General features: G+C 62.1%; 13 protein-coding genes and 1 pseudogene. 10 read left to right on the top strand and 4 right to left on the bottom strand.

Going from position 1 to position 12642, the window contains the following annotated elements:
- Positions 1 to 52: 52 nt before the first annotated feature.
- The gene (locus C1M53_RS30845) at positions 53 to 1060 is read right to left on the bottom strand and encodes a P1 family peptidase (RefSeq protein ID WP_129416436.1); all 1008 of its coding nucleotides are present in this window, start codon (positions 1058 to 1060) and stop codon (positions 53 to 55) included.
- Positions 1060 to 2133 (bottom strand): branched-chain amino acid ABC transporter substrate-binding protein, encoded by a 1074-nt coding sequence (locus C1M53_RS30840; RefSeq protein WP_129415829.1) that lies wholly within the window; start codon positions 2131 to 2133, stop codon positions 1060 to 1062. The genes C1M53_RS30845 and C1M53_RS30840 overlap by 1 nt, the downstream gene beginning before the upstream one ends.
- Before the next feature lie 177 nt (positions 2134 to 2310).
- Between C1M53_RS30840 and C1M53_RS32285 the strand changes: the two are divergent.
- From C1M53_RS32285 to C1M53_RS30810, 7 genes and pseudogenes are all read left to right on the top strand, one after another.
- Positions 2311 to 2784: pseudogene (locus tag C1M53_RS32285) on the top strand (flavin reductase); the annotation flags it as partial.
- A gap of 45 nt (positions 2785 to 2829) precedes the next feature.
- Positions 2830 to 3762 (top strand): MoxR family ATPase, encoded by a 933-nt coding sequence (locus C1M53_RS32280; protein ID WP_245488658.1) that lies wholly within the window; start codon positions 2830 to 2832, stop codon positions 3760 to 3762.
- 5 nt (positions 3763 to 3767) lie between these two features.
- A complete protein-coding gene (locus C1M53_RS30830) occupies positions 3768 to 4997 on the top strand; it encodes a VWA domain-containing protein (protein WP_129415827.1) in 1230 nt (409 codons plus the stop codon).
- Positions 4998 to 5018: 21 nt separating this feature from the next.
- Entirely contained in the window at positions 5019 to 5357 is a 339-nt protein-coding gene (locus C1M53_RS30825) for an XdhC family protein (protein WP_129415826.1), read from the top strand.
- Between the two features lie 12 nt (positions 5358 to 5369).
- A complete protein-coding gene (locus C1M53_RS30820) occupies positions 5370 to 6074 on the top strand; it encodes an XdhC family protein (RefSeq protein WP_129415825.1) in 705 nt (234 codons plus the stop codon).
- Complete coding sequence (locus C1M53_RS30815) at positions 6071 to 7699, top strand: molybdopterin-binding/glycosyltransferase family 2 protein (RefSeq protein ID WP_129415824.1); 1629 nt, start codon at positions 6071 to 6073, stop codon at positions 7697 to 7699. The genes C1M53_RS30820 and C1M53_RS30815 overlap by 4 nt, the downstream gene beginning before the upstream one ends.
- A gap of 71 nt (positions 7700 to 7770) precedes the next feature.
- Complete coding sequence (locus tag C1M53_RS30810) at positions 7771 to 8646, top strand: alpha/beta hydrolase (RefSeq protein ID WP_129416435.1); 876 nt, start codon at positions 7771 to 7773, stop codon at positions 8644 to 8646.
- Positions 8647 to 8665: 19 nt separating this feature from the next.
- Here C1M53_RS30810 and C1M53_RS30805 read toward each other — a convergent pair whose 3' ends face one another.
- The gene (locus tag C1M53_RS30805; protein ID WP_129415823.1) at positions 8666 to 9700 is read right to left on the bottom strand and encodes a DUF1176 domain-containing protein; all 1035 of its coding nucleotides are present in this window, start codon (positions 9698 to 9700) and stop codon (positions 8666 to 8668) included.
- Between the two features lie 126 nt (positions 9701 to 9826).
- Between C1M53_RS30805 and C1M53_RS30800 the strand changes: the two genes are divergently transcribed.
- A complete protein-coding gene (locus C1M53_RS30800) occupies positions 9827 to 10345 on the top strand; it encodes a DUF1993 domain-containing protein (RefSeq protein ID WP_129415822.1) in 519 nt (172 codons plus the stop codon).
- Positions 10346 to 10383: 38 nt separating this feature from the next.
- Here the strand turns inward: C1M53_RS30800 and C1M53_RS31840 are convergent, their stop codons facing one another.
- Positions 10384 to 10548, bottom strand: coding sequence for a hypothetical protein (locus C1M53_RS31840; protein WP_165358287.1), 165 nt, complete (start codon positions 10546 to 10548; stop codon positions 10384 to 10386).
- A 299-nt stretch (positions 10549 to 10847) separates the two neighbouring features.
- On the opposite strand from C1M53_RS31840, the gene C1M53_RS30795 reads away from it, so the two are divergent.
- Positions 10848 to 11309 (top strand): hypothetical protein, encoded by a 462-nt coding sequence (locus C1M53_RS30795; RefSeq protein WP_129415821.1) that lies wholly within the window; start codon positions 10848 to 10850, stop codon positions 11307 to 11309.
- Between the two features lie 231 nt (positions 11310 to 11540).
- Positions 11541 to 12602: an aldo/keto reductase gene (locus C1M53_RS30790; protein WP_129415820.1), complete on the top strand. Its 1062-nt coding sequence runs from the start codon at positions 11541 to 11543 to the stop codon at positions 12600 to 12602.
- Positions 12603 to 12642: the final 40 nt, after the last annotated feature.

Genomic DNA, 12642 nt, shown 5'->3' with positions numbered 1-12642 from the left:
CGACCTCTCGAACCCTTGTCTATTATGCCTGTTGGAGGTGGTCGCTGTACACTCAGCCTTTCAGCGAAGACCAGGTTGGAAAAAGATCGCCCTGCGACGGGGTGGCCTTGAAGATGGCGCGTGCGATCGCCCGCGCCATGGTAGCGCCGGCCACAGCATAAAGGTCGATGGCTTCAACCGGCGAGGGCACGATTCCACTCCTGCCTGTCGAGAGGCCGAAGACGAGATCCCCATCCACCGGTGTATGGGTCGGCCAGATGGCGCGCGTGAAGCCGTCATGTGCTGCAATCGCCAGCCGTTTGGCGGCGGCCTTGGTCAGCACCGCGTCCGTTGCGATGATCGCGATGGTCGTGTTGGCACCGACAGGATTGTCGCGGAACTTCAACCGGACCTGGCGGCTGTCGGCGGGGAGAGGAGAAGGATAGCCCAGCCCGCCGAATTCATCACCGATCTCGAAAGGGGCCGCCCAGAAATGGCGGCTGCGGCCGACAGTCACCGAGCCGGTTGGATTGGCCGCGACGAGGGCGCCGATGGTGATGCCGTTGTCCAGGATCGTCGAAGCAGATCCGAGACCGCCTTTCAGGCCTGAGGCCAGGGCGCCGGTACCTGCGCCAGCGGTGCCGATTTCGAAATCCGTCGAAGCGGCGAGCGTCGCCTCGTATCCGAACTCGCGATAGGGCGGATACCGACCCCAGTTCTTGTCGCCATTGTTGGGAAGGTCGAAAAGGATGGCCGCCGGCACGATCGGCACGCGAAAGCCCGCGACCTCGAAGCCAACGCCCAGTTCGCGCAGGGCCGATTGCACGCCGGAAGCTGCATCCAAGCCAAAGGCGGAACCGCCGGAGAGCACCAGGGCGTTGATGGTTTCGACCGAATTGTGCGGCTCGAGAAGGTCGGTCTCGCGCGTGCCCGGTGCGCCGCCCAGTACCTGCACGCCAGCCACTGCCGGTTCGTCGCAAACGAGAACCGTGGTTCCCGACTTCAGCCTTGCATCCCCGGCATTGCCGACACGCAGGCCCGCGACATCGGTGATCAGGTTGTGTTGGCCGGCACGGAACATCATTGCTCCTCAAGGGGCACGAAACGCGTGCCGTCGAAGCGGAAGCCACGATAGGGGTTCTGCGTCAGGTCGCCTTTCGGGTCGAAGGCAATCGGGCCAATCGACGTCGTGAAAGTCCGGCCCGATAGCATGGTTGCCAATGGCTTCCCATCTGCCTCGGACGCTTTCCTGGCCGCATCGGCGATCTCGACGGCGGCAAAGGCCGGCAGCGCGTAGCCCTCGGGCAAGACCTTGCTGACGGAAAACAGGTCGAGCGTCTTCTTGTCCGCGACATCCGCCCATTCGGGCATTGCGATCATCAATGTGCCTGTCGCGTAGGGCACGTCACTCGCTGCCGCGCGCAACGCCTCGCCGCCGGCAAACGCCATTGCGGAGCCCAGTTTGGCCGCGTCACGCGCCATGATGGCGACATCGCGGCCGTCGCTGCCGACAAAGACGGCGTCCGCGCCGGCTTTGCGCAGCCGACCGACAAGCCCGACCTGATTGTCGAGCTCGGGACGGAATGTGTCTGTGAACACTGGCTTCAGCGCTGCCTGCTGGGTCGCCACGCGCACTGCCTCCGCCAATTCGCGTCCGTAGATGGTGCCGTCGTCGACGATGGCAAAGGAAGCATCCCGCCACAGCTTTGACAGGATCGTGCCGGCGGCGTCCCGTTCGGCATCGCCACGCGGACCCAGTCGGAACACTGGCCAGCCCGTCTTGGCGCGCCTGTCCGTGAGACCTTCACTACGCACACCAAGCGTTATCACCGGGATGCCGGCCTCTTTCAAAATCGGCATCGCCGCCTCGATAGCCTCGGTGCAGAGGAAGCCGACGACAACGTCAACCTTGGACGATACGAACTGGGCGGCGGCGGCAGCACCACCTTCTGCGCTGCATTTGTCATCGACAATTGTGGTTTCGGCGCCACGGGTGCTGGCGCCCAGCCGCGCGCCATACTCGATCTGCCTGCCGAGGATCACAGACGGGCCGGACAGTGGCGCCGCGACGCCGATGTTGAGCGGCGCCGCTGCAGCGGCGTCGCTCAACAGCAGCCCGCCAAACAGGCCTATGAGTGCGTTCGGCAGTCGCATTCCGATAAACTGTTCCCCCATCGGTTTTCGAACCGGTGTCGATCCAGACCTAAAGGCTGGCAGCTTTTGGTGCAACAAGGCAATTTCGGCGGCTGCATCAACCACTTCGCTTGTCGTGCGCAGGTTGCGGCCATATATAGCGCTAGGGGTTTGGTGTCTGGAAAATCGCCCGTGCTGATGAAGAATGATGTCGAGCCGCAGGCCTATCGCGACGCGATGAGCCATTTTGCCGGCCATGTCCACGTGATCACCACCGATGGTGTCGCCGGCAGACGTGGCGCTACCGTCATTGCGGCCTGTTCCGTGTCGGACACGCCGCCGATGATTCTGGTCTGCCTCAACCGGGTCAATCCCAAGAACGAAGCGTTCATCCAGAACGGCAATTTCGCCCTGAATACGCTGTCTTCGCACCATCAGCCTTTGTCTGTCGGTTTTTCCGGCATAACCGGCCTGTCGCTTGATGAGCGTTTCGCGCTCGGGCAATGGGACACGTTGTCGACCGGTGCGCCGACGCTGTCCGACGCGCTGGCTGTTTTCGACTGTGAGCTGTTCGATACCAAGGACTTGGCCACACACCGTGTGCTTTTTGGCAAGGTGACAGGTCTGCGCATCGGCGATAATTTGAAGCCGTTGATCTATCACGACCGCGGCTACCGCATATTGCAGGACTGGGACGCGGGCATTCACGGAGCCAGGATGACCGAGCTGAAACCGTGCCCCGTGCCGGCGACGATCGACGAGACGCTCGATCTCCTGACCGGCGCGGACTATGTGGCCGACCGGTCGCTGGCGACGGTGCTGTTCCTGTCGCTCCGCATGAAACGGCCTCTGTTCCTCGAAGGCGAAGCCGGGGTCGGCAAGACCGAGATCGCCAAGGTGCTGGCGTCTGCGCTTGGCCGGCGTCTGATCCGCCTTCAGTGCTATGAGGGGCTCGATGTTTCCTCGGCCGTCTATGAGTGGAATTATGCCGCCCAGATGATCGAGATCCGCATGGAAGAGGCGGCGGGCAAGGTCGAACGCTCGACCATGGAACGCAATGTCTTCGCGGAAAAATATCTGATCCGCCGCCCTGTGCTCGATGCGCTGACCGGCAAGGAAGGAGCCGCTCCTGTCTTCCTGATCGACGAACTCGACCGTACCGACGAGGCTTTCGAAGCCTTCCTGCTCGAGATACTGTCCGACTTCCAGGTCACGGTGCCTGAACTGGGAACGATCAGGGCTGAAGAGCCTCCGATCGTCATCATCACCACCAACCGTACCCGTGAAATCCACGACGCGCTGAAGCGTCGCTGCCTTTATCACTGGGTCGACTATCCGAATGCGGCACGCGAGCTGGAGATTGTCAGGCGCAAGGTGCCGGGTGCGAACAGGCGCCTGTCGTCCGAAGTCGTCGCATTCATCCAGAAGCTGAGACAGATCGAATTGTTCAAGGCGCCGGGCGTAGCGGAAACCATCGACTGGGCTGGCGCGTTGACGGAACTCGACAAGGTGGCACTCGACCCGGAAACCGTATCCGACACGATCGGTGTCTTGCTGAAATATCAGGACGACATTGCCCGCATCGAACAGGGTGAAGGACGGCGCATTCTCCAGGAGGTCCAGGCGGAACTCGCCTCGGCGGCGGAGTAGGTGAAATGACAGGCAGCCAACCGGAGGGCCGGATCGCCGACAACATCGTCTATTTCGCGCGTGCGCTGCGCAAGGCGGGCATGCGGGTCGGGCCTGCTTCGGTGAAGGATGCGATCGAGGCGGTGCTGACCGCCGGCATTGGCAGCCGGGACGATTTTTACTGGACGCTGCATGCGGTGCTTGTAACCCGCCACGAGGATCATGCCACTTTCGACGAGGCATTTCGGCTGTTCTGGAAGTCGCGCGAGCTTGTCGAGAAACTGCTCGCCATGTTCTCGCCGGTGGCGCTCGAGAACCGCGAGCGGCAGAAGCCACGCGCCGCCGAGAGCCGGGTCAGCGATGCGATGTTCGAAGGACATCAGAACGCGGCACCGCCACGCGAGATTCCGGATATCGAAATCGACGCGCGTTTCACCGTTTCCGGCAATGAAATGCTGCGTGGCAAGGATTTCGCCCAGATGAGCGCAGCGGAGCTGACCGATGCCCGCCGGGCGATCTCGGAGCTGCGGCTGCCATTCGACATGGTGACGACACGGCGTTTCAAGGCCGATGCGTCCGGCCGGCGCATCGATCCCCGCGCCATGATGCGAGCATCTGCGCGTACCGGCGGGGTGCTGATCCTGCCGAAATTCCGGTCACCGCGCGAGATCCACCCGCCGCTGGTGGTTCTGGCCGATATTTCAGGCTCGATGAGCCAGTACACGCGCATCTTTCTGCATTTCCTGCATGCGCTGACGGAGAAACGCCGGCGTGTGCATGCCTTCGTGTTCGGCACGCGGCTCACCAATCTGACGCGCCAGATGCGGCACCGCGATCCGGACCAGGCGCTGGCCGATGCTTCTGCTGCCGTGAAAGACTGGTCAGGTGGCACCCGTATTGGCGAGACGCTTGCTGAATTCAACCGGTTGTGGTCGCGGCGCGTTTTGGGGCAGGGTGCGGTTGTGCTGTTGATCACCGACGGGCTTGAGCGCGACCATGTCGAAGGGCTCGCCAGCGAGATGGAACGCCTGCACAAATCCTGCCGGCGCCTGATCTGGCTGAACCCCTTGCTGCGCTTCGACGGGTTCGAGGCGCGGGCGCGTGGCGTGCGGGCGATGCTGCCGCACGTCGATGAATTCCGGCCCGTACACAATCTGAACGCGCTTGCCGATCTTTGCGTGTCGCTGGGACGTGGCCCGATGCGCGAGAATGACCCGCGCCGCTGGCTCGATGCCGTCACGGCAAGGGCGGCCTAGCCGATGTCTGGAGGAATGGCCATGCAGAACAGCGCCTATCTCGACGAGGCCCGCGATCCTTTGCTTATCGCGGAAGACTGGATGAAGGACGGCAAGGATGTCGCCATCGCCACGGTTGTCGAGACCTGGGGCTCGGCGCCGCGTCAGGCCGGCAGCCATCTGGTGATCGATGCCGAAGGCAACTTCCATGGTTCGGTTTCCGGAGGTTGTGTCGAGGGCGCCGTGGTGACCGAGGCGCTGGATGTCATCGATTCCGGCAAGGCCAGGATGCTCGAATTCGGCGTCGCGGATGAGACGGCATGGCAGGTCGGCCTTTCCTGCGGCGGCCGCATCAAGGTCTATGTCGAACGGCTGGGATAGGAACGGGGCATCATGGATCCCTATGTTCTCAAGACATTGAACGCAGAGCGCCGCGCACGCCGCGCGGCGGTGCTGATGACCGATCTTGGTGATGGGCGCGACCGTGTCGTGCGCGAAGGCGATATGGTAGCGGGAGAACTGGGGGCTGCAATCGAAAGGGCTTTCCGCACGGGGTTGTCCGGTTCTGTCGAGGCCGAGGGCCGCACTTTTTTCCTCAACGCCCATCTGCCGCAGCCGCGCCTTGTGGTGATCGGCGCCGTCCATATCAGCCAGGCGCTTGCGCCGATGGCCAGGATAGCCGGCTATCCGGTCGAGATTGTCGATCCGCGCACCGCCTTCGCCACGCCGGATCGCTTTCCTGACGTGACGCTCCATGCCGAATGGCCGCAGGACGTGCTGGCACGGCAGCCGCTCGATGGCTACACCGCGCTCGCAGCGGTCACTCATGATCCCAAGATCGATGATTTTGCGCTGAAGGCTGCACTCGACGCACGCTGCTTCTATGTTGGCGCGCTCGGTAGCCGCAAGACACATGCCAGGCGTGTCGAGCGTCTGCTGGCCCTGGGTGCCGGCGCCGAGGATATCGGACGTATCCATGCACCAATCGGCGTCGACATCGGTGCGGCGAGCCCTGCCGAAATCGCGGTGGCGGTGCTGGCCGAAGTCATCAACGCCTTCCGCTCGCGTGGCCTTCAGCGCAAGGGCGAAGCAGCGTGAAATTCGGTCCGGTGCCGCTGCAGGAAGCCGAAGGCGCCATCCTGGCGCATTCGACGGTGGTCGGCGACAGGCGCTTGCGCAAGGCGCGCGTGTTGTCCGCCGAAGACATCGCGGCGATGCAGGCGGCCGGCCTGAAGGAGGTCACCGTCGCGGTGCTTGCCGCCGATGACGTCGAGGAGAACGCCGCGGCCGAACGGCTGGCTTCCGGGCTTTCCTTCGCCGGTATCGAAGCCAAACCCGCCGCCACCGGTCGCGTGAACCTGCATGCCACGGTTTCCGGCGTCTTCACCGTCGACAAGCAACTGATCGATTCCATCAACCTGGTCGATCCCGGTATCACCATTGCCACCATGCCGCCCTTCGCGCCGATGGTGGAGGGGCAGATGGTGGCGACGATCAAGATCATCCCCTTCGCAATCTCGGAGAGCGTGCTGACGCGAGCGCTGGAATTGGGTTGGAATCGGGAAGCCTTTCGCATGCATCCCTACAGGCCGTTCAGGGTGGGCGTGGTGCAGACCATGCTGCCTTCGATCAAGAACAGCGTGCTGGACAAGACCCTCCGGGTCACCGAGGAGCGTCTGGGACGGACCGGCAGCTCGATCTCTGGCGAGATCCGCACACCGCATGCCGCATCGGATGTCGCTCGCGCCATCGAGCAACTGTCGGATGACAGCGATATGGTGCTGGTGTTTGGCGCCTCGGCGATGAGCGATCCGGATGAGGACGTCATCCCGGCGGCGATCCGCGCTGCCGGCGGCATTGTCCACCGCTCTGGCATGCCGGTCGACCCTGGTAATCTTTTCGTGCTTGGCGAACGCGATGGAAAATCCGTGCTCGGCGCGCCGGGATGCGCGCGCAGCCCGAAGCTGAACGGTTTCGACTGGGTGCTGGACCGGCTGATGACCGGCATTCCGGTGACGAACGAGGACATTGCCGGCATGGGCGTGGGTGGGCTCCTGATGGAAATTCCGACCCGGCCGCAGCCGCGTGAACTCGCCTCCGGCAAAGGCGAAGCAAAACAGGTTGCGCTGAAGGTTCCGGTCGTGCTGCTCGCGGCGGGCCGTTCCAGCCGCATGGGCGGGCCTAACAAGCTTCTTGCGCTTTTTGGCGGCAAGCCGCTGGCGCGGCAGAGCGCGGAGCGGGCCTTGGCCTCGAAGGCAAACGGCGTCATCGTCGTCACCGGCCATCAGGCCGAACGGGTGAAAAACGCGCTCGCGGGCCTCAATGCTGTTTTTGTCGAAAATCCGCATTTCGGCGAAGGTCTTTCGACCTCGCTAAAGGCCGGTGTCTCTGCGCTCGCGGATGATGCATCCGGAGTCCTGGTGATGCTCGGTGACATGCCTGGCGTTTCACCAGCCGACCTCGACCGGTTGATAGATGCTTTCCGCTCGTCCGGTGGCCGATCGGTAGTCCGCGCCTCACATGATGGCCGGCGCGGAAATCCCGTGATCCTGCCGCGTTCGCTGTTCGCCGCCGTCAGTCATCTGGAGGGTGATACCGGCGCACGCCATCTTGTCGAGGCGGAAGGGCTGGACATCATCGATGTCGAGATCGGTGCGGGCGCATTCGTCGATGTCGACACGCGCGAAGCGTTGGTCGACGCCGGCGGCGTGTTGCAGGATTGACAAGAGGGCTTGTGACAAAGCAACCCTCGCGCATGAACACCTCGATTATCCCCTCCCTCTCTTTCGGCCTCATGCGGAGTCTTCCACTGGCGCTCCTTGTGCTGTGTGGCTTGATGGTGGCTTTCGCCGAGGCGCAAACGCTGAAGCCGTTCAAGGATGAGCTGTTTGCCTATCCGGGCATCCTTTCCGCGGAGAAGGGCGATGTCTATCGCGTGGTCGACTACCGCGAGATGCGCGACATCAACGAGCGCGACGCGGTACCGGAACGGCGGGTGCGTCCGCAATACACGTCGACCGATGTGCGCAATGTGCAGCAGGACCTGGCGCTGAAGCTTGACACCGGAACCCTGCGTCATGTCGCGGTCGGCAAGACGGAGAACGCCGCCATCATCGTGCTTTACCTGCATGGACAAGGCGGCAGTCGCAAACAGGGCGTGGATGATTTCACCTTCGGCGGCAACTTCAACCGTCTCAAGAACCTGATGGCCGGCAATGGTGGCCTCTACCTGTCGCCGGATTTCACCGACTTTGGCGACAAGGGCGCGGGGCAGGTGGCAGCTCTGATCGATTATTACGCCGAGCGTTCGCAAGGCGCGAAGATCTTCGTCGCCTGCGGCTCGATGGGCGGCGCGCTGTGCTGGAAGCTGGCAGATCGCCCGGATACCGGCAACCGCGTCGATGGGCTGTTGTTGCTCGGATCATTGTGGGACGAGAGTTTCTTCGCCAGCCCCGCCTTCAAGCGGCGCGTACCGGTGTTTTTCGGGCAAGGCAGCAAGGATCCGGTCTTTCCGGTTGAAAACCAGGAAGCTTTCTTCCGTTCTATCCTTGCCAGGTCAAAGGCTTACCCGACCCGCTTCGTGCGCTTTGAAACAGGAACGCATGGCACGCCGATCCGCATGACCGACTGGCGCGAGACGCTGAACTGGATGCTCTCGCGGGCCAAATGACACGCGATTTCGTCGGCAGTCAGGGCGCGGTGTTGTAGTCGAGCACGGTCTCCGGATTGGCCTTGCCATCATAGCTCGCGTCGACATCGTATTGCACCAGCACGAACGCGCCGCCGCGGAAAAGGTAAGTGCCTGTGGAGGATGCGTCGTCCATGCCGCGCCATCTGTTGTGCGCAACAAGCGTCAGCGTTTCTTCGTTATATTTGGCGTTGTAGAGTTCATCGACCGAGCGAAACCCGGTGATGCTGATGTGTTCGACCTTGCTTTCCGTGTCGTTGTTTTGATGGCGGATATCGAGCTCAGGCTCGACGAATTGCAAAGGCGTCAGACCCCGTCCGTCCTGCGACAGGTAGTAGATGGAAAGCTCGTTGTAGGCGCCCACCGAACACAAAAATCTGATCAGACGCACTTCTTTGTCGGGCTGATCTTCGGAGCCAATTTTGTAAACCGTAGGAGTGCCGATTGGGCGCCCTTCAGGGTCGTTCCCTGAGCATGTGTCGGCGTATGTTGCGAGAAAAGCCTTTTTCGCTAAGTCCAACGCAGCGTCCTGCTTCGGAATTGCCGGACTGCCGTCGCCGCAACTCTTCGGCAAAGCCTCGTCGAAATTTAGACCGGAAGGCTCCAGTGCACCTTTCTCGATACGGATTGGGTTGAAGGGTGGTGTCTGGACCTCGGCATTGACCTGGCGCAGCGTGTAACAGCCGGCGAACACTGTGTCTTTGCCTGTCTTGTCGACAGCGCGAATGGCAACCGGGACAGTGTAGTAGATGCTGCCGGCGGCACCTTCGCTGCCTGCGTTGCCGATCACGGCCTCGACCGTTTCTGTCGCTTCATATCCTTTGGCGAAACTGTCGAAATCCTTCGCAGGCTTGGTGTCACCAAAGTAATCCCAGGCGCGCGCGTATTCATGGCGGTTGATCGCATTGTAAAGCGACCGGATGACGGCGGCGGCATCGGTACGGTCGTCAAGATAGGCAGGCTCCGCGGCTCTTGCGGCCTGACCGAACAGGACGAGGCCGATGGCTGCGGTCACGGTGAAAAAGGCGCATTTCATCGGAGAATCTCCACTCGATACGACCAGTTTCGATGTCGAATGAGGCAGGCGCGTGACGGCCAGCCGACACTTGAAGAATCGTCGCCGGAAGCGTTACGTCTTGGCTAGGCAGGAGGGGAGATGGCCATGGCGATATCCATGTACGACGCATCGGTCGCGGTGTTTCAGGCCAGGCTGAAGGCATTGGCTGGTGTCTTGAACGCTGCGGAGCAGAACGCGGTGGAGCGCAAGATCGACCCGGAAGTCTTTCTTTTTGCACGCCTGGCGCCGGACATGTACCCGCTGACCCGGCAGGTGCAGATCGCAACCGATCATGCCAAGGGCGCAAGCTCGAGGCTGGCCGGTCGTGATGCGCCTCGTTTCGAGGACGATGAGCAGACTTTCGACGATCTGCATGCGCGTATCGGTCGTACGACGGATTACCTGGCGACGTTCACCGCGCAGGACGTTGCAGGGGCCGAGGAAAAGACGGTCGAGCTTCGTCTGGGAGGCCGGCAACTTTCAATGCCTGGCCTCCAGTATCTGCTGCATTTCGCGATGCCCAATTTCTACTTTCATGTCACCACTGCCTACGACATCCTGCGTCACAACGGCGTGCCGTTGGGTAAGGTCACTTTCATCAGCGGTGGGCAGCCGCGCGCGTGAAGTGTCGGGACCGGCTCGTTTCCGGTTGATGGCTGTGGTCAGCGAAGCGCGGGGATGCGGGCGATACGCGGAAAGTCCGCCGGCTTGATGCCGGCTTCGGCACGGTCGGCGCGGCTCATCGCATAGATCAGCGCCAGCGAGGCGCGATAGCGTATCTGCTCCTGCGGGCGCGGGCGGGCGAACATCTCGGTGAAGAACCCCATGGTTCTTGGCTCCGGTTGGTCCTCCCATTCCCCATATAGGTGATTCATGACCATTGTTGCAGTGCAGCATTGCCGCAGTGCCCGGTTTTATGCTGCATTGCACAATATGTCGCAGCCTGCCGACTGGTGCCTCCGGATTGTCTGCGTTGCCCCTGCGGCCGGCGAGCCAGCCACTAAAAATCCTGCCGCCGATGGCATGCATTTTTAACGAGCCGGATGTATCGTCCGCGCACGTTCGGTTGGGCGCGCATTGCTGGGAGGCTGACATCGCTACCGGAGCCAAGCGGGATTTTGCTTCCTTGCTCGACGATCTCTTTGTCGCTTCCGGGGAAGCAGACGAAGTCGGGGCGAAGCCGACCATTCCCTTCGACTATCTTTCTGTCGTCGACGAACTGCATTCCGGCCGTATCAAGGTGTCGGGCGAGGCGGCGGCAGCCGAATATCGTGAAAGCGGCGCTGATCTGGCCGCCGAGTTCTCGGCTCTGCTCGACCAGGCGCGCGTCGCGCTGGCAGACGAACATCCCAAGCCGGAGGAGATCCTTCCGCCGATCGATCCCGAGGCAATCGCTTCAGAACTCGGGCTCGGCCGTATTGCGAAGGCCGCCGATCTCGCTCGCCTGCGTCGCGATTTTGCTTTCACCAATCATCCGGACCGGGTCGCGCCGCATCTGCGGCAACGCGCCATGATCCGCATGCAGGTGGCCAACATGCTGATCGACGACGCAAAGAAAAAGGCCCTGGCCGCGACGCGTCGCCGTTAGAGCGTTTCCGTTTTTCATGGAAATGCGGAAACGCTCTAAGCTTTTGTTTTCGCAGCATTTTTTTGACGCCAGGTGATCCCGCTTGGCTACAAATTGCTCTAGTGCGCTTCGTCTCAAGCCTTTTCTGAAACTTCGCAGGGCTTGGCCTGCAAGTCGTGCTTGCCTATGCTGGGCTTCCCCCATCCACGCATTGCTGCGCGCCCGTGGCCGCAAACCCCTTCCGGAGAAAAAATGCAGAAAAGCCGTCTCGGCCGGACAGATCTTCTTGTCTCCAGGATCTGCCTCGGTTCCATGACCTGGGGCCAGCAGAATACCGAAACCGAAGGGCACGCGCAGATGGACCTGGCCTTCGCGCATGGCGTCAACTTCATCGATACGGCCGAACTCTATCCGATCCCGCCCAAGGCAGAGACGCAAGGGCGCACCGAAACGATCATCGGCAGCTGGATGAGGGCGCGTCGCAACCGCGACAAGGTCGTTCTGGCCACCAAGATGGTCGGCCGTACGGCCAGCGAATGGTTCCGCGGCGGTCGTACCTCCAGGCTGGTGCGCACGGATATTTTCGACGCCATCGACAAGTCGCTGGCCAGGCTCGGCACCGACTATGTCGACCTCTACCAGATTCACTGGCCGGATCGTGATGTGCCGTGGGGCGCCAATCCCACGCGCGTCGGCGGTACGTCGTCGCGCGCGGATTCTCCCGGCGGCGGGGAAACCCCGATCGGCGAGACGCTGGCTGTCTTCGACGAGCTCGTGAAGGCCGGGAAGATCCGTCATTTTGGTCTGTCGAACGAAAGTTCATGGGGCACGATGCGTTTCCTGGCCGAAGGCGACAACGGCGTGGGGCCTCGCGTCGCCTCGCTGCAGAACGCGTACAACCTCGTCAACCGCACCTTCGAGGTGAACCTCGCCGAAGTCTGTGCCCGCGAAGATGTCTCGTTGTTGGCCTACTCGCCGCTGGCGCAAGGCTATCTCACCGGCAAATATGACCATGGTGCGCTTCCAGCGGGCTCACGCTCGCAACTCTTCAACCGCGGCCAACGCTACCAGACCCCGAACGCCGCCGCCGTACTGCTGGAGTACAACGAACTGGCCCGTTCGTTCGGCATGGAGCCGGCGCTCTTTGCAGGCGCATATGTGGCCAGCCGACCATTCGTGACGTCGAGCATCATCGGCGCGACCAGCATCGCCCAGCTTGAGACGGCACTCGGCTGCGCCGATGTGGCCTGGACGGATGAAATGCAGAAAGCCGTCGATGCCGTGCATCAGCGCGTCGGCAATCCCTGTCCCTAGTGATGTCTTTCAGGATGCAGCATGAAAGACAGACAGACGA

The organism is Mesorhizobium sp. Pch-S (assembly GCF_004136315.1).
GTDB lineage: Bacteria > Pseudomonadota > Alphaproteobacteria > Rhizobiales > Rhizobiaceae > Mesorhizobium.
The sequence above is the reverse complement of the archived record's forward strand: the minus strand, read 5'-3'. Positions and strand labels throughout refer to the sequence as shown.